General features: G+C 46.8%; 27 protein-coding genes. All 27 read left to right on the forward strand.

Going from position 1 to position 21,911, the window contains the following annotated elements; all coding sequences use genetic code 11:
• Window positions 1-201: 201 nt before the first annotated feature.
• The gene (locus DU508_RS21600) at window positions 202-627 is read left to right on the forward strand and encodes a toprim domain-containing protein (protein ID WP_115404746.1); all 426 of its coding nucleotides are present in this window, start codon (window positions 202-204) and stop codon (window positions 625-627) included.
• Between the two features lie 23 nt (window positions 628-650).
• Window positions 651-926 carry a hypothetical protein gene (locus tag DU508_RS21605; RefSeq protein WP_147273670.1) on the forward strand — a complete coding sequence of 92 codons (276 nt, stop codon included), beginning with the start codon at window positions 651-653 and terminating at the stop codon, window positions 924-926.
• A 404-nt stretch (window positions 927-1,330) separates the two neighbouring features.
• Window positions 1,331-1,741: a plasmid mobilization protein gene (locus DU508_RS21615; RefSeq protein ID WP_115404749.1), complete on the forward strand. Its 411-nt coding sequence runs from the start codon at window positions 1,331-1,333 to the stop codon at window positions 1,739-1,741.
• Between the two features lie 66 nt (window positions 1,742-1,807).
• The gene (locus tag DU508_RS21620; protein WP_158542227.1) at window positions 1,808-2,974 is read left to right on the forward strand and encodes a relaxase/mobilization nuclease domain-containing protein; all 1,167 of its coding nucleotides are present in this window, start codon (window positions 1,808-1,810) and stop codon (window positions 2,972-2,974) included.
• Between the two features lie 27 nt (window positions 2,975-3,001).
• Window positions 3,002-3,637 (forward strand): ParA family protein, encoded by a 636-nt coding sequence (locus DU508_RS21625; protein WP_115404751.1) that lies wholly within the window; start codon window positions 3,002-3,004, stop codon window positions 3,635-3,637.
• Window positions 3,634-4,065 (forward strand): hypothetical protein, encoded by a 432-nt coding sequence (locus DU508_RS21630; protein ID WP_115404752.1) that lies wholly within the window; start codon window positions 3,634-3,636, stop codon window positions 4,063-4,065. The genes DU508_RS21625 and DU508_RS21630 overlap by 4 nt, the downstream gene beginning before the upstream one ends.
• Window positions 4,062-4,400 (forward strand): hypothetical protein, encoded by a 339-nt coding sequence (locus DU508_RS21635; RefSeq protein ID WP_115404753.1) that lies wholly within the window; start codon window positions 4,062-4,064, stop codon window positions 4,398-4,400. Before DU508_RS21630 ends, DU508_RS21635 begins: the two co-directional genes overlap by 4 nt.
• A gap of 3 nt (window positions 4,401-4,403) precedes the next feature.
• Window positions 4,404-4,727, forward strand: coding sequence for a DUF4134 family protein (locus tag DU508_RS21640; protein ID WP_115404754.1), 324 nt, complete (start codon window positions 4,404-4,406; stop codon window positions 4,725-4,727).
• Between the two features lie 31 nt (window positions 4,728-4,758).
• Window positions 4,759-5,070 carry a DUF4134 domain-containing protein gene (locus DU508_RS21645; protein WP_115404755.1) on the forward strand — a complete coding sequence of 104 codons (312 nt, stop codon included), beginning with the start codon at window positions 4,759-4,761 and terminating at the stop codon, window positions 5,068-5,070.
• Window positions 5,070-5,357, forward strand: coding sequence for a DUF4133 domain-containing protein (locus DU508_RS21650; RefSeq protein WP_115404756.1), 288 nt, complete (start codon window positions 5,070-5,072; stop codon window positions 5,355-5,357). The genes DU508_RS21645 and DU508_RS21650 overlap by 1 nt, the downstream gene beginning before the upstream one ends.
• Complete coding sequence (locus DU508_RS21655) at window positions 5,347-7,818, forward strand: TraG family conjugative transposon ATPase (protein WP_115404757.1); 2,472 nt, start codon at window positions 5,347-5,349, stop codon at window positions 7,816-7,818. Before DU508_RS21650 ends, DU508_RS21655 begins: the two co-directional genes overlap by 11 nt.
• A 4-nt stretch (window positions 7,819-7,822) precedes the next feature.
• The gene (locus DU508_RS21660) at window positions 7,823-8,488 is read left to right on the forward strand and encodes a hypothetical protein (protein WP_115404758.1); all 666 of its coding nucleotides are present in this window, start codon (window positions 7,823-7,825) and stop codon (window positions 8,486-8,488) included.
• Entirely contained in the window at window positions 8,485-9,144 is a 660-nt protein-coding gene (locus DU508_RS21665; protein WP_115404759.1) for a hypothetical protein, read from the forward strand. The genes DU508_RS21660 and DU508_RS21665 overlap by 4 nt, the downstream gene beginning before the upstream one ends.
• Window positions 9,145-9,249: 105 nt before the next feature.
• The gene (locus DU508_RS21670) at window positions 9,250-9,822 is read left to right on the forward strand and encodes a hypothetical protein (protein ID WP_147273671.1); all 573 of its coding nucleotides are present in this window, start codon (window positions 9,250-9,252) and stop codon (window positions 9,820-9,822) included.
• Between the two features lie 2 nt (window positions 9,823-9,824).
• Window positions 9,825-10,604, forward strand: a complete 780-nt coding sequence (locus tag DU508_RS21675) for a hypothetical protein (protein WP_115404761.1) — start codon at window positions 9,825-9,827, stop codon at window positions 10,602-10,604.
• A gap of 3 nt (window positions 10,605-10,607) precedes the next feature.
• Window positions 10,608-11,735 (forward strand): plasmid transfer protein, encoded by a 1,128-nt coding sequence (locus DU508_RS21680; RefSeq protein WP_115404762.1) that lies wholly within the window; start codon window positions 10,608-10,610, stop codon window positions 11,733-11,735.
• A gap of 4 nt (window positions 11,736-11,739) precedes the next feature.
• The gene (gene traK / locus DU508_RS21685) at window positions 11,740-12,360 is read left to right on the forward strand and encodes a conjugative transposon protein TraK (protein ID WP_115404763.1); all 621 of its coding nucleotides are present in this window, start codon (window positions 11,740-11,742) and stop codon (window positions 12,358-12,360) included.
• Window positions 12,338-12,658, forward strand: a complete 321-nt coding sequence (locus DU508_RS21690; RefSeq protein WP_147273672.1) for a hypothetical protein — start codon at window positions 12,338-12,340, stop codon at window positions 12,656-12,658. Before traK ends, DU508_RS21690 begins: the two co-directional genes overlap by 23 nt.
• 10 nt (window positions 12,659-12,668) lie before the next feature.
• Window positions 12,669-13,886, forward strand: a complete 1,218-nt coding sequence (locus DU508_RS21695; RefSeq protein WP_115404765.1) for a conjugative transposon protein TraM — start codon at window positions 12,669-12,671, stop codon at window positions 13,884-13,886.
• A gap of 4 nt (window positions 13,887-13,890) precedes the next feature.
• On the forward strand, window positions 13,891-14,760 hold the full coding sequence (traN, locus tag DU508_RS21700; protein ID WP_115404766.1) for a conjugative transposon protein TraN: 870 nt from the start codon (window positions 13,891-13,893) through the stop codon (window positions 14,758-14,760).
• A 454-nt stretch (window positions 14,761-15,214) separates the two neighbouring features.
• Window positions 15,215-16,504 carry an AAA family ATPase gene (locus DU508_RS21705; RefSeq protein WP_115404767.1) on the forward strand — a complete coding sequence of 430 codons (1,290 nt, stop codon included), beginning with the start codon at window positions 15,215-15,217 and terminating at the stop codon, window positions 16,502-16,504.
• Window positions 16,504-17,118: a hypothetical protein gene (locus tag DU508_RS21710; RefSeq protein WP_115404768.1), complete on the forward strand. Its 615-nt coding sequence runs from the start codon at window positions 16,504-16,506 to the stop codon at window positions 17,116-17,118. The genes DU508_RS21705 and DU508_RS21710 overlap by 1 nt, the downstream gene beginning before the upstream one ends.
• Before the next feature lie 387 nt (window positions 17,119-17,505).
• A complete protein-coding gene (locus DU508_RS21715) occupies window positions 17,506-19,548 on the forward strand; it encodes a TraM recognition domain-containing protein (protein ID WP_115404769.1) in 2,043 nt (680 codons plus the stop codon).
• 22 nt (window positions 19,549-19,570) lie between these two features.
• Window positions 19,571-19,999, forward strand: coding sequence for a hypothetical protein (locus DU508_RS21720; protein WP_115404770.1), 429 nt, complete (start codon window positions 19,571-19,573; stop codon window positions 19,997-19,999).
• A gap of 173 nt (window positions 20,000-20,172) precedes the next feature.
• Window positions 20,173-20,475, forward strand: a complete 303-nt coding sequence (locus tag DU508_RS23940; RefSeq protein WP_158542228.1) for a M23 family metallopeptidase — start codon at window positions 20,173-20,175, stop codon at window positions 20,473-20,475.
• A 22-nt stretch (window positions 20,476-20,497) separates the two neighbouring features.
• On the forward strand, window positions 20,498-20,683 hold the full coding sequence (locus DU508_RS23945) for a hypothetical protein (protein WP_158542229.1): 186 nt from the start codon (window positions 20,498-20,500) through the stop codon (window positions 20,681-20,683).
• Entirely contained in the window at window positions 20,673-21,908 is a 1,236-nt protein-coding gene (locus DU508_RS21730; RefSeq protein WP_158542230.1) for an ArdC family protein, read from the forward strand. The genes DU508_RS23945 and DU508_RS21730 overlap by 11 nt, the downstream gene beginning before the upstream one ends.
• The last annotated feature ends 3 nt before the right edge of the window (window positions 21,909-21,911 follow it).

Consider the following 21,911-nt stretch of genomic DNA (forward strand, 5'->3'; position numbering starts at 1 on the left):
CTGGTATAACAGAAAGAGAAGGCATTCAGCATTGGACTATAACACTCCCGAACAAGCCGGGCAGACCATCGCTGGGGAAAAAACAGAAGCTGCATAAAAAGGTCTCTACTTTTCTATTGCAATTCCAAGGTCTATCTTCGCTGCATTGCGGGTCCCAGGGCAGGAAAAAAGCTCTTTGGTGTGGGCTGGCAGAACGAGTACATGGCCTGGGAAATACGTACCGCTGCCCAGTGGAAGCATTGTCTCGGTCAGAAAGGGATGAGCATTTTCAAAGGCGAGTCAAACCGGCTGGTACTTTTTGAAGGTATGATGGACTACCTGAGCTGGGCGACAAAAAATCCCCAGGACAAATCTTCGGTTTTTGTACTGAACAGCATTGCGTTGATCGACTATGCAATAAAGGCGGCAGTCGATTTTAAGGATAAGACCTGCTTTTTTGACAATGATGAGCCAGGCCGGAAAGCAGCAGCTTCTTTTTTGGCTGTTTACCCGGACGCTGCCAATGGTGCATCAGCTTACCAGGGCTATGAAGATTACAATGCCATGCTGATGGACGAGCCCCAGCCCCGGATGCCCTGGGAAGAAGAAGGGGTGTTCCAAAAGGTCCTGAATACTTATAAACGTTAAACTAATTACTTAAAAAATACAAGATGATGATGTTATGTTTTATCAATTCCAATGTGAATTTTATTTTACTGCTGACAAATATTGTAGCGAACATTCTCCTGCTTATCGCTGCTGTTTATTTTGCATTAGAAGCCATGCGCAGTCAATCAAAGGTCGTCCAGGCTTATGTGACAGGAAGGGCGGATGCGCTTGAAGATGTCCTGAGAGGTTTTGAGAAAATGGCAAAAGATCAGCCTTCAGCTCAAGCACCTGAAGCACCTTTGAAGCCTGAAAAATTTGAGCCGGTTAATGGCTGTTAAGCGGATTGGCCCGCAAATCTGTAAAGCGATTGGCGGGGTCAACAGTTGGCAGCTTGGCAAGCTAAACCCTTTGCATGCCTAATAATAGGCTGGCCAAGTGGTAGGCTCTTTTGCGAGCCGATCAGCCAACCAGCTGATTAGCCAATTTGCTAAAACCCCAAGTTGCGCGGGGTTTTTTACTCCTTTTCCCGAACCTCTCCCCTGATCAGGGGATGAGGCGGGTAAAGGCAAGTTAGTTTTCGGGTACCCGAAAACACAACTTGCCGAATACAAAAAGTCAGTACTTTATCGCGGATTCCTGCAAAACAGCTAAGCACTAGGCCAGCTAAATACGAATTACCGTAAACGGGTGCGTGCTGGTGGCAGGATCATGGCATCTATTCAATAAGATTTTTCTCAAGCGGATGAAAACACCTATAAAAAAAGTAGGCAGACCTGTACTGGAGTCGGGAAGGCGTGAGCATATATTGAAGGCAAAATTGACCGAGGAAGAACATCAACAGGTCATGGCTACTGCCCGGGAGTTAGGCATTTCAAGGACAGAACTCATCCGCACCAGACTGCTTAGTCAGCAAGGGCAGGTATTGGTCAATACATCAGAGCTCCTGGCATCCCTGGATAATATAGGATCGGAATTGGGCCGTAGTGGCAATAACATTAACCAATTGGCCCGGCATGCCAATGTCCTGAATAAGCGGGGAATGCTGGAAGCAGCAGTGATTTCAGAATTTAATGGCCTCTTTTCTATATATCAGCAGCAGCACCTGGAGATCCAGCAACTGATGCGGCTTCTGATCCGCCTGATGAAGGGTTGAAATATGATCGTAAAATTCCTTAGAAAATCAGAGACTTTCCGCGGGATCGGCTACAATTCTGGTAAGATGGAGAAAGATAAGGGAGAACTGATGCTGGTCTCCGGCTTCGGAGCTTTACAGGGAATGGACAACCTGCAGCCCTCAGACTACATCAATTACCTGGCGGCGGTGACTGCCCGAAGTTCAAAGATCGTGTATCCCCAGCTGCATGTCAGCATCTCCTGTAAGGGGCAATCGCATTCCAAGCAGCAGCTTACAGAGATCGCCGCTGAATGGATGAAAGGAATGGGGTATGGATCGCAGCCCTACATCGTCGTCTTTCATAACGACACCGCTAATGCGCACGTGCATATCGTCTCTACCCGTATTGACCGGTCTGGAAAAAAGATCAATGATTCCTTTGAGAAGTTAAAGGCTTACCAGGTGCTGGGCAGGATCATGGCCCAGGATCCTGCGGAGCAGTTTACAAAAGATATTACGGAAGCCCTTGCCTATAATTTTTCCACCCGGCCTCAGTTTGCCATGTTGATGGAAGCGAAAGGATACAGATTGGAAATGAAAGGCGCGGATTACAGGCTCTACAAATTTGGCCATATGCTGGGCAAAGTTCCGCTAAGGGATGTTGATAACCGGATTGCTGGTTATGAAAAGAATAAACCACGCACCAGCCAGCTCCGGGCGATTGTGGAAAGGTACCGCCTGATACATTCCGGGGAGGTCTTTCCTGTATCCAGACCATTGCCTGGTGGAACCGCAGGCCCGGCCTTTACCTATTCGTCAAAGCTATCTGAAGTACTCCAGCAAAAATTCGGGTTGCAGGTTTTATATCATGGCGCACCCGGCAAGCCCCCTTATGGCTTTTCTGTCATTGACCATAAAGAGAAAATGGTACTGAAAGGAAAAGAGCTGATGGACATCAGGGAACTGATTTCTCCTGTCGCCGGGTGGACGGAGGAACTACAGCAAACAGAACTTTATCCGCCAATTGCCGGTTTGGATGAACCGGTAACGGACAGCAGTCATTTGGACATCTGGCTAGCTGAACCCGAAGTAATGCCGGAACCCACCTGGACAGCTGAAGCTCCACAAGATCAATACGATCAATCCGGGCAAGCACCCATTTTATCTGCGCTGGAGGATCTGCGCCTGGATATTTCGGGTGATGTGGATGATGAGCAGATCCTGGGTCCAACCCGCAGGCGGAAGCGCAAGGCCCGAACAAATACCCGATAAATTTTTTTACCCTTTAATCGCTTTTTTATGGTCATTTTAATTGGCAACCAAAAAGGTGGCGCAGGTAAAAGTACACTCACCCTACTGCTGGCAAATTACCTGAGCCAGGTCCGCAGGCGCAGGATTACCGTCCTGGACATGGATTACCAGCAAAGTATCGTCACCAAATATGAAAAGGCGAAAGTACTGGAAAACCCTGAACCCTACGAAGTGATCCCATGCGACCTGAAGCATTTTCCGGTACTGCTGGAAGCCATACAAAGAAAAAAGGGAGAGTTGCTGCTGATCGATCTGCCCGGTAAGATGGACGATGATGGACTGATCCCTGTTTTTCTCTCTGCCGATCTGATCTTGTGCCCCTTTAATTATGATGAATTTTCAGTAGACTCGACCCTGCTATTCGCAATGGTAACCCAGCGGATCAATAACCACGCTCCATTGCTGTTTGTACCGAACCGGATCAAGACCACCGTACGTTATGAGACCCGCCAGCAGGTAGACCAAGTGCTGGAACGGTTCGGCAAACTTTGTCCTGGTATTGCAGACCGCGTGGATTTCCAGCGCCTGAGTACCAATGAAACACCGGCAATCGTGCTGCCTGTGGTGTTGCCCCTGCTGGAACACCTTTATGAAAAATATATTCCAAGGGAGGGCGCTTCATGAACGAGCAGATCAAAAGCCTCGCCGATGAAATCCGGGAGAAACTTCGTGCCAATGAGCCCCCGGAACCAGAAAAAAATGTTAAGCAATCGTTAGAACCGGATCCCGGAATTCAGTTGCCAGCCGCGCAGGTTAGTGATTGTTCTGCATCAACTTCGACCGATCAGGAAACATTGATGCCTGCCGCCAAAAAATATACCGAAGGGCAGGTTAACAAGTTTTTTGAACAATTGGAGGCTTTTAACTATTCGGGCGAGCAAAAAAGTATGATCCGGGTGGATGCGGGCACCATGAAGCTGCTCCGGCGTTTAAAGCTGGTCCGCGGCGTGGAGATGAACAAGGTTATTGTTTTTGCACTGCACAGGCTGCTGTCGAAACATTCCTGGCTGCAGACCTATATCCAAGACTCACTTAAAAATCCTGATTTATGACATGGACTACTTTTGGCCTATGGATAAGCCTGGCTTATCTGGCCTATTATGGCCTCAACCTGGCCTTTGATTTATTGATCTCTGGCCGCTCATCACCAGCCGTACCAGAGCAAGAGGAACTGTTTTTTGAAGAGTCCTCCGAGCCTGAACTGATTTCCTATTTGCAGGATTCCCCTGTTGATGAAATCCCCGCCATTGGTAATGCTATGGCATTACCAGGGACGGTTGTTTTGAGTTCCGGGCAGATCCAGGCAACCGGCGCGGTGAGTATTGCTGAGCTACTGATCCGGGCCAAGGACGAACTGATTCAGCATACCAGGGAGATCCCCTATTGATCTATGATCTTCAAATTTCTAAAGACAGTTCCGGCTGTCTTGTTTTATGCCCTCATTTTTTCCAGCGCCCCGCTCTCACTTTATGCCCAGCCGGGGATCGCTGAGTTTTATAGTGCAGGAAACGAAGTCCACCGATGGTACTTCAGCTTTACAGACCTGGTGCTGGTGATGGCCGCCATTGCCGGGATGTTTGGAGGTCTTCGTGTTTATGCCAATTGGCAGTCCGGTAGCCGTCACATTGATGCCCAGGTCATGGGCTGGTTTTTCTCCTGCCTGTTCCTGCTGCTGGTCGCAGGGTTTCTCAGCGCCCTTTACGGGATTTATTAATTCATCATTTTTTTACCATTAATCTTTCTTTATGACAGTAAAACCCAAAAGTCTATTGTCTTTGGTGGTCATTGCTATGGCTTCCTTCAACTCGGCTAAAGCCCAGGGCGGCGGTGTGACCGGTATCAATGCGGCCACTTCATCTTTAAGCACTTATGTCGACCCGGTTTCTTTTTTGATCCTGGCCATCGGCGCGGTGGTCGGTCTCATTGGCGGTGTGCGTGTATACATCAAATGGAACAACGGGGATCAGGACATCAACAAAGAGATCATGGGTTGGGGCGGATCATGCCTTTTCCTGGTCTTGGTTTCGGTCGTGATCAAAGCCTTCTTTGGCGTCTAATGGTTCGGTATCCAATTTATAAGGGGCTGCAAAAGCCCCTTATTTATCGCGGTTTTCGCGGAAAGTTCATTGCCTGGGGTATTGGCTCGCTTGTCATTGGACTGATTTCGGGCGGTATCATCAGTGCATTATCCAATATGTACCTGGGTGGACTGTTTACCATTCTGAATGCTTCGGCAGGTCTATTCTACACCTTTCATAAACAGAAAGGCGGTCTTTATTCCAGGACACTGCACCGGGGTGTCATGATCCATCCTATCCCTTTTCAAAAATCCTATGCAACATAAACGGGCATTTGAAATGCCTTTTGCCGGAATCGATGAGTTCCAGGGAAAGGCGATCTTGCTGGGAAAAGCCGGGGAAAGCTCAGTGATCATCAGTATCCGCAACCCTGTTATACAATATGGCGCTGATCCCCAGCCTTACCAGGGTTATCAGCAGGTTTTGCTGAACGCCATCAAAATTCTTGGAGAAGGTTATCTCCTGCAAAAGCAGGATGTGTTTTCCAGACGTGCTTTTGAGCCCCGTCCTGCATCTACTTTTCTTCAGCAAAAGTACAATGAGCATTTTTCCGGTAGGATCAGTACACACATCAACACATACCTGATCCTGACCCGGCAGGTGAAGAAAGGTGCATTTTATGTATACAACGAAAAAGTACTCTCCGAGCTGGTTCAGCATGCCGATAAGGTGCTGGACTTATTTTCCGGAGCCGGACTGCGACCAGTACTATTAATGGAACCTGACATCCAGAAATATGTCACCAGGGTACTTGCTATGGAATTTTCTTCCGGGCATCCGGTAATGGACAACCTGCTTTGCGGTGAACAGCAACTGGGGCTTGGGAGTAGGGCGGTGCGCAGTATTTCATTGATCAATACTGATGTGATAGATCTGCCTGAGGAAATCGCGCCCTATAGTGAACGGCAGGAATCTGCTGCGCTCAAAGGCTTTCCCGTTGATAATTTGTTTTTCCTGCACCAGGTGCCGGGTTATCATTGCATGATTTACAACCAGGTCATAGAAATTCCCTCACAGCAGCTGGTGCTCACCAAACTGGAGGTCAAGCGCAAGCGGCACAGCGGGGTGCCAGATCCGGCCAACCTGGTTTGTGTGCAGGATATTGATAGGCTAATGGAGGATGTGGCCAGGGAAAACCAGCTGTTGGTCCAGGCTCACTTTAATATCCTTGTCTGCGCAGATCAGGACAAAATTGCCAGGGCCTGCAACTTCGTGGAATCCTCACTCTTTCAACAGGGCATTTTGCCGAGCAGGCAAAGCTATAACCAGATGGAACTGTTCAGGACTGCCTTGCCTGGCAATGGGGTTGAACTCAAAGTTTACGACTGGTTTTTGACAACGGCGGATGCCGCTCTTTGCTTTTTCTTTAAGGAGAGCTTGCAGCAGGACGAGGATTCTGAATTTCTGATCCGTTTTACTAACCGGGAAGGGATTCCCATTGGCATTGACCCTTCAGATCTGAACTCCGGAAGGCTGAATAATAGGAATAAGCTCATCGTCGGGCCATCCGGATCTGGGAAGTCGGTATGCGTCAATGCGATAGTGGAGCAATATTTATTGTACAATATGGATGTGGTGATCGTTGATGTCGGCCACTCTTATTCAGGTCTGAATACCTACCTGAAGGCCAGGTACATTACCTATACAGAGGAAAGGCCTATCACGATGAACCCCTTTCTGATCAGCCAATCTGAATACAATATCGAAAAGAAGGATTTTCTGATCACCCTGGTCTCTTTACTTTGGAAGGGAACCGAAGGCCAGATCTCCTCTGTTGAACGGGACGTGATTGCCAGTGTCATCTCCGGCTATTATGCGACTTATTTTTCCGGATCAGATCCGGGTGGGGAAGATGCCTTTAAAATTGCCGAGCTGAATTTCAATAGTTTTTATGAGTATGCACTCCGGCGTATTCCGCAGATCAAGGAGCAGGAGCGCATCCCATTTGACCTGGATGAGTTCCGGTTTGTATTGAAGAAGTTTTACAAGGAAGGTGAATACGAGGCCATTTTGAATGAGCGCACGGATGCTTCGCTGTTTTCCGAACCTTTTATCGTCTTTGAAATTGACTCGGTACAGTCAAACAAAATTCTGTTTCCAATTATTACCCTGGCGATTGTGGATTTGTTCATCCAGAAGATGCGCTTTCGTACCCATCAGCGTAAATGCCTCATTTTAGAGGAATGCTGGAAGGCCATCGGGTCACCCCTGATGGCAGGATTTTTATTGTATCTCAATAAGACAGTCCGAAAGTTTTGGGGAGAGGTGATCGAAGTGACGCAGTCGCTGTCTGATGTGCTGGGGAATCCCATTTTAAAGGAATGTATCATCTCCGAGTCGGATACAGTCATCCTTTTGGACCAGAGTAAATTCAGGGACAACTATGGGGAGATTGCCCGCTTATTGTCATTGTCAGAGGCTGAACAAAAGAAGATTTTCACCATTAACAAGCTGGATAACCAGGAAGGCCGCGGCCGTTTTAAGGAGGTTTATATCAAAAGGGGAACCGTCGGAGAAGTATATGGGATCGAGCTTTCGATTTATCAGTACCTGGTTTATACGACCGAAAAACCAGAAAAAAATGCTGTCGAAACCTATGCAAGAAATTTTGGTGATTACTCCGCTGCTTTGAACGCCTTTGTCTCGCACTTAAATGAGAGCGGTTTATCTCTGGCCGCTTTTGTGGCTGAAGTCAACCGAAGCGGTATTTACCCATTTACAACTTAGTTTTATGAAACGATTATTTTTATGGATCGGATGCCTGCTATTGTACGGCTCAAGCTTCTCTCAGGCCATTTATATTGATCCGACTACCTCTGCCGCTATGGCCTCACATGGCAGCATCATCAATTCACAGCTGAACAGAACCAATGATAACCTGACCCTGATCCAGCGGGGACAACTGGCCGTAACTGGACAACTGACCATCGTCAATGATCTGCAAAGCCAGATTTATCGTGGCCTGAGTGAAGTGTCTGCCGTAGTCCGAAATTTACTGGCGGTAAGGGACATAGCTGAAATCAGTATGGATATCGCTTCGGATGCCAATAAAGCTTTGCAGATCGCCGGATCCAACCCTGTACTATTGTTATTTGCCGAAGGCGGAGCCAGGGAATTTAAAAACCGTTCAATAGCCCTTGCGGCTGAGGTCAGCTCATTTGTATTGGCTGGAGGGATAAATAATTTGATGGACTCCGGAGAAAGGGCCAGGCTATTGGGCAGGATTGTTACCGAGCTGACTATTTTGCGTGGGGTGGCCTATGGCATGCACCGGTCGATGTACTGGGCGAAACAGCGAGGCATTTTGAACTCCTTAAATCCCTACAGCGGATTTATGAATATGGACAAGCGCATTGCCGATGACATCATCCGGACGGCCAAATATTTGAAGCAATGAGGTTAGTGCTTTTAATATTGGGACTGTTGAACCTGCATGGACTGGCCATCGCGCAAACCAACGTAGTCCTGCTTCACCAGCTGGTGGACCAGAGCAAGTCGGAAAACACCCGGCAAAAAGAAGCCAGGGACAAACAAGCACTGGCTTCGGCAAACGAGGAAGTCAACCGTGGGCAAATGGCAAAATTGAAGTCTAAGTACAGAGAGCTGCAATCCAGGTTTAAGGTTTTAGGCCTGGCCATTGATGCGGCCCAGATTGGCATCCAGGCCGCACCGATCATAAGTGAGATTGTGGATCGTCAGCAGCAGATTATTTCGCTTGCCTCAGATGATCCCTTGCTGATCGCGCTGGCCCTGGATGTAGAAGCCGATCTGGTCGGGCAGGCACATTTACTTGGCAATTACCTCTATGGCCTGGCCATTAGTATTGGAGACTTAAACCAGATGAAATCTTCAGACCGGAAGATGCTGTTCGGTCATGTGCTGGTTGAGCTCAGGCGCATCGCGGGCACCTCCCGTGGTCTTGCCCAATCCCTGCAATATGCCAGCGGAAAGAAAAAACTGGACAGCCTCAATCCCTTTGCTGCCTTTGTCCAGCAGGACAAGCAGCTGGTAGAGGAGATCATGCGCCGCATAGATATTTTAAAACAGCCCTGATATGAGCAGATTTTTGCAAACGATCCTGCTGGTATTTTTTCTTTTGATTTTCAACCGGCAAGGCTTTTCCCAGCGGGTAGTATTGACCGCAGGCATTTTACTGCGGTGAATGAGAACGGGGCAATGCGGCTTACAACTGAAAATACACATACAGGGTATTTATCGACGATTAAGCAGCAGCTGGACGATATCAATCTGAATGTTTCCTCAGTGGTGCTGGTGCAAGACATCATCCGTGGTTCCTTAATAGAGGTCAACCAGGTGTTGAAAACAGGGATTATGGCCAGGCAGGTCGGGAGTTTGGCTACTGAAATCGTTTCAGAAAGCAATTACATGCTTGATTTGGCAGCCAATGATCCCCATTTGCTGTTATTTGCTGAAGACGTTGCTCGGCAGTTGAAAAACCGGGGGATCAATCTGGTTAGCGAGGTTTCTTCTTTCGTCCTGCGCGAAGGGGAAAATGTACTCATGGACTTTGATAAACGCGATCTGCTGCTGAAAAAGGTGATCCTGGAGTTGCAGGTCATGCGTGCACTGGTGTATAGTCTTGGACGCTCTATGTACTGGGCAAAGCAGGCGGGACTGCTGCGTTCGCTCAATCCTTACCAGGGCTTTATCAACCAGGACAAAAGAAAAGTGGATGAACTGCTTTTGAATTTAAAATTCTTAAAAAATTAATCATGAAATACGTGCTATTGGCTTTGCTCCTTTTGGGGCTGGCCATGCCTGTGGCCTTTGGTCAAAAGGCAATCCGCGATGATGCCATCCGTTACCAGCAGGAGCGTATGGTGTTTAAGCAATGGGACCGGAATAAGTTTGTGCCGGAACCGGGGTTTTTATACCTGAACCCTATGTACTGGCTCACTTGGGGTTTACATCCGAATTACCCTAAAACAGATTTGAGGCCGCTTAGCCCTTACGGTCCGCAGACCCAGCGCCTGGGCTTGGTGCTGGCCATGCAACAAAGCAGCAATTCCTATAAACTGCATGCGGATACCCTGCGAAATACCGCTTTAACAGAAACCTCCAACTATATTGGCGCTGTTTCCGGACTGGATCCGCTTTGGATGCTGTATTATTCCAAAGAGTTTGATCCGCTGACCGGGCAAAATGATGGGGCATTGCTTTCCGGATTGGAAATTAAGGAACGTGAGTACCTTCAAAGTACGGGCTTAGTGAACTGGTACCTGGAAGAGAGCCTTGCTATCCGCGAAAGGCTTGCCGCTTTGCGTACCGCCAATATGGACCGTGGTTCCCGGATCCTGGGCTATCACCGGATCCTTGGAGAATACCGCACGCTCAGGGCAAGCTGGGAAGCTAAAAGGCAAAGGTCTAAACTGTACTTGTCACTGGCAGAAACGGCGGAGAAGGCTAGAAAACCTAATGCACAGGCCACTTCAGCTGGTGAACAGAATGACAAGCTGATCGCCGACAGGATATTGAGTAATTCTAAACTATAGCTTATGGGATCGAATATGTTAGGCAGTTGCCTGTTGCTACAGGCCGCACCGGTTGATCCGGAAGCATTTAAGAATACTTTTAATTTTCTGCAGGGCAATGGGGTGTACGAGGAAGGTATGATGCACTTCTTAAAAGCCATGCGCAATACCGTCTGGACTCATTATGATGCCTTCATTGCTGATGCGCAGGCACTCTCTGCAATCTTCATGCTGATCTTCTTTGCAGTAAAGAGTTACGAAATGATGGCCGGTGACAAGCAGCTGGAGGTGATGCCACTGCTGCGTCCTTTTGGGCTGGTGATGGTGATCTTATGGTGGCCGGTCTTTACAAGGGTAGTGGCTTTTCCGACCGATATTGTGGCCAATAAGACCGAGGCCATGTTCGATGGCAGCCAGGTGGAGGTCAATAACCTGCGTTTGCAGCGTGCCCAGCTCATGAACGAAGTGGCCAATCAGCTGATGACCATTCAGGCGGAGACTGAAACGGCCAAAAAAGAGGCGGATACCTGGTATGAGAATGCCTGGGAGTCGGTGAAGTCCTCGGTAAAGGAAGGGTTTGCTGAAGTCTGGAACCCCATTGTTGAACTCAGGAACCGTTTGCAGGTCAGCTTGCAGTTACTGGCTACCTCTATGCTGGAAACACTGGCGCTTTGGATACTACGGATCTGTGTATATATTATATTTATGGTGCAGATTATTTTCTCGACCATACTGATCATACTCGGGCCATTCGCTGTAGCCATCAGTATTCTGCCTGCCTTCAGGGATTCTTTTACGACCTGGGTGGCCCGGTTCGTCTCAGTGAACCTCTATTCGGGGATTGCTTACCTGGTGCTTTATGTAGCCTCTCTTTTTCAGCAATATGCTATGGAGGCGGAAATATCACGATATCAGGAGTTAGTTGGAGGTGCTGGTTCAAATATGGAAAAGCTGCTTGCGTTCGCAGGAAACGGATTGCTTTCTTTCGGGATGGTGATCGTTACCTTTTTGATAGGCGGCCTGACCATGCTGACCGTACCCAGTATATCGACCTGGGTAGTTTCTACTTCCGGGATTACTTCAGCGGCATCCAGCATGGGGCGGGGTGCATCTAATTTGTCCCGTATGGCCATTAAAATGATGAAGGGGTAAACATATGATTATAAAGAATATTGAAGGAAAAGTCCGGTTGGCAACTTTCCTTTCCGCTGGCTGCTTAATTTGCTCGGTGTTAATAGCCGTCAGTGTCAGTTTTTTTGCCTACCGGCAGGTGAGCAATGCCCGAAAGAGCATTTACATCCTGGATCCTGGTGGCATTCCCGTACTTGCCAGGCAGACGGATGTACAGATGAACCGTGCAGCAGAATACAGGGCGCACATTGCGCGTTTTCACAGCCTGTTTTTTTCACTCACCCCCGATGATAAGTACATCGAATACCAGATGAAACAGGCCATGTACCTGATTGATGAGAGCGGCGCGGCACAATACAACAATTTAAAAGAGCGGAATTTTTTCAATTCTATCTTGTCCTCAAGCTCGGTGCTAACGATCCGGACAGATTCCATTTTTCTGGATGAGGCGCGAAAATATTTCCGGTATTACGGCACTCAAAAAATTGACCGGCGCAGTTCCATGATTACCCGCTCACTGGTTACTGAGGGTTATTTGCGTGACCTGGAGTTCCGTTCGGACAACAACCCCAATGCGGTGCTGATCACCTCCTGGAAGACCCTTCAAAATAAAGACCTGGAAAATGTTCAGAAAAACAATCTCTAAGCGCATTGCCTTCTTTGCGATGATCACGCTCATCCTGGGGTCTGCCCTGCTTGCCTTTACCGTGCTGCGCAAGCCAAAACCTGAAGGGTTTCCCAGGATGCCCGCACAGAGTTTGCCGTCCAGCGGCGGATTGGGCCAGGCTTTATCTATTTACCAGGACCTGGAGCAGCTGGAAGTGTTGAACGGGCAGGTCAGGGAGATACTAAAAAAGCAAAAGCTGTCGGATGCGGATAGCACGCTGCTGAAAGGTAAGCTCAAGCAGATCGATTCCATTTACAAGCGGGCAGGAGCCCATTAACAAAACCGTTATGAAAATGAATTTTAAGCAGCCCAGGTATATCCTGCCGCTGATTTTGTTGCCTTTTCTTTTTATTTTCTTCTATATCTATAAAGGTGTAGCTGACCCCCCAACATCGGGTGATCCGGGAAAAGATTCACTGCAAATGAATGTTGCCGGGGTGTCAGACCAGGTGAAGAATTCTGGTTTGAGCGGTAAACTGGATGCTTACCGCGACCGCTTTAAACAGTCAGATGGCTATACGGCCATAGGTGCGATACAGGAAGAACAAACAGTAGCTGCTGAGCCAGGCTCATTGTACAATGAGCGGGAAAAGCGAATGCTGGATTCCATTGACCAGGTCATGAAGTCAAGATATGGTGGAGCAGGTCATATGGGTAATCCCGGACAGGCTGGCACCTATTCTTCTGGCAGAGGCAGTGCCGGACGTTCTTCCTCTTTTGCCCAGGACAGGGCACTTGCAGATGCCCTGGCAAAAATGTCCAGGCCAGCCCCTGTGATTGGCCCTACCCGGAGCTCAGCTTCCGAGCCTGATGCGATGCAGCTTTTTCGTCAGCAGATGGCATTGGTAGACAGCATGGGTAAGGCCGCGGATCCGGAATACAAGGCAGCACAGGAAAAAAAACGCCAGCATGATCAGCTACAAGGGGACCGGGAATCTGAGAAAAAGCTGCCAGTGAGTAAATCTATTTCTGGATCATCCGTTTTCAATACCATTTCAGCGGCTTCCCCGGAGGGTTTTATTAACGCTATCGTCGATCAGAACATTACCGGGTATGCGGGGTCCAGGTTGCGGATCCGGTTGCTGGAAGATATGATGGCCGGCCGTTTCCTGATCAAAAAGGGGACTTATCTGTTTGCCCAGATCAATGGTTTCAGCGGGCAACGTGTGAACCTGGTCATCAGTTCCATTATGCAGGATGGCCATATCCTGCCGGTACGCCTGGAGGTCTATGACAATGATGGTGCCGCTGGTTTGTATGTCCCTGCTTCAGCTTTCCGGGAATTCTCGCGGGAACTGGGTAATAATACAACTCAGGGACTCACCTTACAGCAGCAGGCAGAAAACAACAATCAGCTGGTGATGGGGCTGCTCCAGAAAATGTTCCAGTCAACCACCACCGCTGTAGGAAAACTGATCCGCCAGAACAAAGCAAAACTAAAGTACAATACACTGGTCTACCTGATAGACCCGGAAGAACTCAGAAAAAATCAGAATAATTACTAAGCTTATGTCAAACCTGATCACCCGCCAGCCAATACGCTCTTTACTGGCATTTTTGTTTTCATTCTCTTTTTTGGCTGTTGCTACCCATGCCCAGCATAGTGCGCTGGTCAAGCTGAACAGCCTGCCAAGGATAGAAATTACCCACGGTGTTTCCTTGCACATCGTTTCTCCGGAGCCTATCCAGAAAGTGGACGTGTCCAGTCATGCTTTAGCCGGGGATTTGCTGGAGGCAAATGTGCTTCGTTTGAAAGTTATCCCGGATTCAGCCTATTTGTTGCTCCGTACTCCCGATGCTTCGGTCGTCGTAACCGTTATTGGAGAAAGCTTTATTGCACAATACCAGCTTTGCTTTGTACCACCAGGCCTGGGGTTGACCCCTACATTGCTAAACATCATGCCGGAGCACTGCCAGCCCCTGGATATTTCCGGTGTAGATCTGTCTACCCCGGCTATGAAAGTCCATGCTTTGAGCTTACTGAAAAGCAGAATGTCCGCTGCAATCCGGAGTGCAGATGGATATGGCATCCGCACCAGGCTAAACCAGGTTTACACATTGGGTGAATACATCTTCCTGGATCTTTCTTTTGAAAACAGGACTGGCCTTAAGTATAACATCGATGAACTCCGTTTCAAGATTGAGGACAAGAAAATCACAAAGGCAACCAATGTGCAGTCCGCAGAGGTCAAACCAGTGTGGCAACTCTACCCGAATACCCCCTTTAAACGGAACTACCGCAATATTTTTGTGCTGAAGAAGATGACATTTCCGGAAAATAAGGTGTTGAATATTGAGCTCACTGAGAAGCAAATATCGGGAAGAACGGTGACCCTGAAAGTGAAATATGGGGATATTTTGAAGGCTGATACTTTTTAGAATGGGTTCATTTTAAAAGCTTGTTCATGATTCATGAACAAATGTAACTGAAAAATAGTATATGCGTTTTACTGAAGTGAAGCCTCTTGTTATCAATTTTACTGAAGCAATAATCATTTTACTGAGATTTTGATCGGGTACAATAGCACTAATTCTGTTTACACATTTTGTAGTTTTCGGCGATGATCGCCGAAAACTCGCGTTTACGTAAATAAAATCGTCTGGGAAAAGAGCTGGAGGAGTTGATTTGTTCATTGAATTTGAATGTTCGTGTTTCATGAACATTTATTGGGATTGAACACGAAATATTGATTGCTTCTCAAGAATGATTAGGGTTTCAATTTTATGTTTGAAAGTATAAATGTATTTTAAATGCAATTAATTATTGCGTATTGTAAAGTATATAAAACAAATTTACTATTTTTGTGGTTATAAACGCATTAAAATATAACGTATGCTTATTAAACGCATTGAGGTCGGCGGGTTTGCGAACCTGGACCGTTTTCAGCTTGAGCTCTCTAAATTTAACGCCCTTGTGGCCTTGAATAACTACGGGAAATCCAACGCAATCTTTGCTTTAGATTTTGCTATTGATTTCATTAAGGCAAATACGGCAAAGAAGGATAACATGATGGCGTATATGCCGTACATCCCGACCAATATCCATAATGATAAATTACCCTATCATTTTGAAATTGAATTTGAAACAGGTCTAAAAAAGGACATTCAGACCGTTCTATATGCTTTTTCATTTGACTGGATCAAGAACAAAAAAAAGGACGGGAAAATTATACGTTCAGAATCGCTTAAGGTGAAAAGCGCAAAAGAAGCTAAGTTTAAGACTTACATTCTGAGGGAATTCGAAAAGGCCACCTATCTTCCTTCTCCCAGCGGAAGGTGTGACCGTACGGTAAAAATCAAATCCGATGAGCTGGTGATCAATAAACTGCTCAACTTTGATGATTTGTTTTATCTGTCCATTCTGGCAGAGATCAATGAGATTTCAATACTGAACGTAAATACCCTGGAACACCCCGACAAATTGTTCCGACGTATCGCTCAAGATGTAGTTAAAACAGAATACTCAGTAAAAGTACCAGAAGAATTTGATGTAGCATTTTTTATCTACAGTCTTGAAAAGCTAAAGTCGCCATTTTATAACATCTTTAGAGATGCCGTGATGACCCTCCTTCCTTGCCTGGAGGATTTTGAACCAGTTGAAATAGATATGAAGGCTATCTCCAGCCGAAAGAAGGTTAATGTTCCGCTGGAGTTCCCTGAAAAAATATATGATATCCAGGTAAAAGAGCGCAACTGCAACCAATACACGGCCATTGATAGACTTTCCTCCGGATCGCAAAAGCTTTTCTATGTACTAGCTATGGCCATTGCTGCTGAAATTAATAAAGTACCGCTGATTACTTTTGAAGAGCTGGAAAATTCCATTCACCCTGGTTTGCTACAAAAGTTGCTTCAGATTTTAAGTGGTATTTTGGAGAATACCAAGATCATGATTACGAGTCATTCTCCGTATTTACTGCAATACCTTGATGCTGAGCAAATCAGTATTGGTATGCCTAATAAAAAAGGACTAGCTACCTTTAGGAAGATTAAAAAGTCCAAGCTGAAAAAGATCACTGATATTGCCCAGCAAGAAGGCATGTCCTTTGGTGACTTCATATTCGATCAAATGATTGACAGTGCCATGGGCGAGTCAGAGGTGTTAAACGAATTGTGTGACTGATGGCCGGGAAGTTAATTGTAATCTTTGTTGAGGGAGAGACAGAAAAGGAGTTTTATAATGCATTGATTCAGTACTATAAGGCTCAGTCCTCTAACAAGCTTCGTGAATTTAAAGTCATTAATCTTGGGGGTATTAATCGTTTTGAAACGAAAATGGCGCTAAAACTTCAAAATGAGATCCTGGTGAAGCATAACCCGAAGGATGTAGAAGTTGTCTGCTGCTATGATACCGATGTATTTGAGTTTGCAAAACGCCCGCCTGTGAATTGGACTAAGGTTAAATCAAGGGTGGCGGATCTAGGCATCTCTGAACTGACACAGGTGATGGCCAGCCGGATGATAGAAGATTGGTTTTTAGCAGACCTGCCGGGGATATGTAAGTTCCTGAAGATTAAAGAAGTTAAAAAAGCAGATGGAAAAGATGGCAACGATAAGATGATAAAGCTCTTTAAAAAGGGCTCTAAACTGTATATCAAAGGTACGCCGACCAGTAAGTTTATTCCTTCGCTTAACATGGAAACTATCCGCAAACATGCTGCCTCGCAATTATCTCCCCTTGAAAAATTGCTGCATGTAAGTCTTGCCGAAAAGGGAAAGCAAAAAAAGAAAAAGTAGTCGATTGCGCTGCCTGTGACCTCAGCATAAGGCGATTTTCTTATCAAACATTCGGCAGTAAATTGGGATTACTGCCAATTGTTTGCATTTCGAAGTGGTTCGATCCAATTTTGAACCAGTCTGTTATGCTAAAGATTATCTGGAGATGTGATAAGGCTGATGCTTTATATCTTTCCTTTTTTATTAAACGTAGTAAGATCAACCCTAACCTAAAAAATTTGCAGAAAATGCCGAGTTAGCATTAAAAATTTGACTTATGACTAGTCATTTCGGTAATTCGCGTTAAAAATTTACCGGTGCATTGGGATGTGCGTGTCCCAGTTGCTTATTACAACAATTGCTCAATGTCTCTACGGGCAGCACCGAGACCCACCTTTCAATAGATTTATGGAAGAATCCAAAGAACAGCAGCACCTGCACAGGCTGCTGCAATTTGGCATATACCTTTCTGTGGCTTTCGATATCCTTGTATTTGTATATGCCGTTAAAATACTTGCTTTCCCCTGGGCGGAACATTACGGTCTTCACCGATTTTTCCAGGGGTTAAGCAAAATGATGATCTACCAGGCTCCGCTATACAGTAAGGCCTTTACCCTACTGCTCATTTGCCTGACTTCCGTAGGAACCCTTAGCCGGAAACAAAAAGACCTCAACCCTAAAAACAGTATCGTTTACCCTATGTGCGCTGCCTTGTTCATTCTGGGTGTCGGACTTTGGTGCTATGGAAAGCCAGGGCAGCAGGTGGTTGCATTGGCCAACTGGTATGAGCTGGCCTATATGGCCTGTTCCTTTACCGGCTGTTTGCTTTTACATCTGGCCATGGACAACATTTCAAAGATCATCAGCTCCAAGCTGGGGAAAGACAAATGGAATGTTGAGGGTGAAAGTTTCATGCAGGCAACCGAGCCCGTTCTTAATTCCCATGCCGTAAACATACCCATGCTTTTTTATTATAAGCGAAAGGTACGCAAGGGATATATCGTGTTACAAAATTTATACCGTGGTATGATCCTGCTTGGGGTTCCCGGATCCGGTAAAAGTTTTTCGGTCGTGATGCCGGTAATCAGGGGGATGATCGCAAACCGGGCCTGCCTGGTGATTTATGACATCAAGTTTCCGGACCTGGGCAAGATTGCATATTACCATTATTTACTGGCCAGGCAAAAAGGAGATTACCAGAATTTTAGGTTTCATGTAATCAACCTTAATGAACCGGAACGCAGCAGGCGCATCAATCCATGGAAAGCAATTTATTTGCAAAGCCTAGCTGATGCCTCCGAGACAGCGGAAGGCTTGGTTGAAGCTTTAAAGAAGGGGGATAAGTCCGGCGGATCTGACCAGTTTTTTACGCAGTCGGCGATCAACTTCCTTGCCGCCTGCATCTATTTTTTCAGTAAACATGACGGCGGGAAATATTCCAGTCTTCCTCATGTACTGGCCTTTTTGAACTGTTCCTACGAAGAGATCTTCAGTACCCTTTTTTCCAATAAAGAGCTTAGCTCACTTTTATCGCCGTTCATGACAGCCTACAAGGCCAAAGCTTTTGAGCAGCTGGAAGGCCAGGTGGGTACCTTAAAAATCTTTATCAGCCGCATTGCTACTAAGGAAACTTATTGGGTGTTTTCCGGTGACGATTTCGATCTGAAGATCAATAACCCGGCCTCTCCCGGAATATTAATCCTGGCGAATGATCCGCTGACCCAAAGCACCAATGCGGCCTGTTATTCCGTGGTATTGAACCGGATAACCAAACTGATCAATACAAAGGGTAATCTGCCTGTAGGATTGATTATAGATGAGGCAGCATCGCTTATGGTAAACCGTCTGGACCTACTATTGGCCCAAGCACGTTCCAATAAGGTCGCCACGCTTTTAGGCTTTCAGTCTATGCAACAGATCCAGCAGCAATATGGCAAAGAGACGGCCGCTACAATCACCTCTATTGTTGGTAATGTTTTGTCCGGATCGGTGCAGAACAAAGACACACTGGACTGGCTGGAGCGCATATTTGGAAAGGTAAAGCAGCTCAGTGAAAGTGTATCTATTGACCGAAGTAAGGTTTCACTGTCATTGAGTGAAAAACTGGAGCCACTGATTCCGGCAGGTAAAATAGCTGCTTTGAAGGCCGGGGAAATGGTCGGTCTGTTGGCCTCTGACGCCATAGAAGAATACACGGGCAGTTTTGAGCCCTCCACCGTTCATTGCAGGGTGAACCTGGATCTGGATGCGATTAAAAAAGAAGAAGAAGCCTACAGGGAGTTACCCCTATATTATGATTTCAAAGGACGCAGGGATGAAATCCTGCTTCAGAATTTTAACCGTATTACCCATGAAGTACAGGAACTGGTCAAGCAGTTTAAACCGGCAGCACGTCCGGCACAAGTTCCTCCGGCAATGAAGGGTTCAATGAGGCCGGGCATGGGCAAATAAAATTTTATTAATCAATTAACTTATGGACGAACTCTTAGGTATGCCAGTGATGGTACATCCCCAGCTCACCCAGGATCCTGTGCTGATGCGTGGGCAGGTGGGAACGGTTATCGGAGCGGATCTGCATAGCGACACCATTGTAGTAGCATTTGGGAACAAAGGTGCTGGAAGTTACCACAGCGATGCACTTCTGGTATTAAAACCACATAACGAATTGTACAAAGATCTTTTAGAAAAAGTAAAGCAACTAAAAATAGCAGATTTTAAAAGTCTGCTCAGGCTCAGCATGCACCAGAGTACGGGTAGCCCCCGTCAGATCATGGAGGCCATGGCAGCTTTGAAGGATAGTCCGCAGGCACTCGATTTCGCAACACGTCCTTTACCAGAAATGCTTGAGATGGACTATGGAACTGACCTTCAGCAGGGCAATAGCATTGGGATGGGCAGATAATGAGTTGGTTCTGTAACCGGCATGGAACATTCATCATGCTTATGGTGTTGCTGTTGTTTTCTCCAGTTTACCTGCCCGCCCAATTTTGTCTCCCTTTAAACTCCCTTAGGCTAACTTCTGGCTTTGGGTGGCGTAAGCATCCGGTCACGGGCAGCAGGGATTTTCATTATGGCGTGGATTTGTCTGCCAAATTTGAGCCTGTATATGCGATTATAGGCGGAAGGGTAACTTCTCAGGGATTTCATCCAGTTTTAGGAAACTTTATCCGTATGGAACATGGCGGATTTGAAGTTGTTTATGGTCATTTATCCGTTTCTATAGTTACCCAAGGGCAAGATGTCCAGACTGGGGAGTGTCTTGGCCTGACAGGTGATACAGGCAGGGCCACCGGGCCACACCTTCATTTAAGCATCAAATTTCGTGGTTATCCTATAAATCCACTACGATTTCTATTAGTTCTGGCCAATAATCAATAGTCTTTTAATTAATTCTTTATTCATGAACAATCCTTATGAATCCGGGGACTGGTATTATAACCGTTCGCTGGAACGGAAGCTCCAGCTTCTTGCTGAAGGAGAAGAAATGGAGCTCACACCAGAAGAGGCCGCCATTTACGGTGCCGATTATGCCGATGAGTTTCCTGAAGACGAATACTTTTTACAGGAGGATCAGGATGAGTACTAAAAAGGAAGCGCCTAAAGCCCTGCATGTGCAGGTTGCGGAAAAACTGATTGAACAACTCAAAGCGGGCACTGCGCCATGGCAAAAGCCATGGACGGCAGCAGGCAGCCCAGCCTTTCAACTTCCCTATAATGTCATTTCGGGTAACCGCTATAAGGGGATCAATACTTTCTCTTTGTTACTTGCCGGGTATGATGATCCACGGTGGATGACCTATAACCAAGCGGCATCCAAAGACTGGCAGGTAAAAAAGGGCGAGCATGGTACTACCATCCAGTATGTCCGCTTTTATGATGAACAGACAAAACGTGACCAGCAAGGTAAACCGATTTTAGATGCTTATGGTAAACCTGAAAAGGAACTGGTGAAGCTGGAAAAGCCGATCATCAATAGCGCGAAGGTCTTCAATGCGCGGCAGGTAGCGGGCATCCCTGAACTGAAAATCATCAATCCGGCAGAGCTAGGATGGGACCCTTTGGAGCGAGCCGAGCAACTGATCAAAAGTACCGGTGCCGATATCGTGTACCGTGCCGGAAACCGGGCTTATTACAGCCTGCTCGCTGATCAGATCACAGTGCCACTGAAAGCGCAGTTTGACAGCCCAGGAAAATTTTACGCCACAGTACTGCACGAGGCAGGTCACTGGAGTGGACACCCCTCCAGGCTTGACCGGAGCCTAATGAATAAATTCGGCTCTGAGGCGTATGCCAGGGAAGAATTGAGAGCAGAAATTGCATCCTTGTTAATCGGTCAGGAGCTTCAGATCGGGCACGATCCGGGCCAACATATCGCATACGTGAAAGACTGGGTCCAAATTCTGACGGATACTCCGTTTGAAATTCATGCTGCGACGGCTGATGCCGAAAAGATCTTCAACTATTTGATGGACTTTGAGCGAACTCGCATCCAGAAACAGGATCAGCAGGAAGAACTTAAAGTGGCTGAGGTAGAAAAGCGACCAGTTAAGAACCTTCAGATGGGGGACGAGATTGGCTATGACAATACTGTCTATCGTGTGGTCAGCCTCCTTAAACAAAGCCGCTTTAGGATGGAGAACTTGGGCAATGGCGCACAGTTTACGCTGTCTAAATCCGACGGACTGTATGCTTCGCTGGTTCAGGCGAAGGCCACTCAAGTCAGCAGACCAGTTCTGGATTTATCTGCGGTGATGGAAAAACAGCACGACCAGGAACCGGAGACCAATGCGGCTTATGGATTAAAACGTTAACCT

This window comes from Pedobacter chinensis (assembly GCF_003339865.1).
GTDB lineage: Bacteria > Bacteroidota > Bacteroidia > Sphingobacteriales > Sphingobacteriaceae > Pedobacter > Pedobacter chinensis.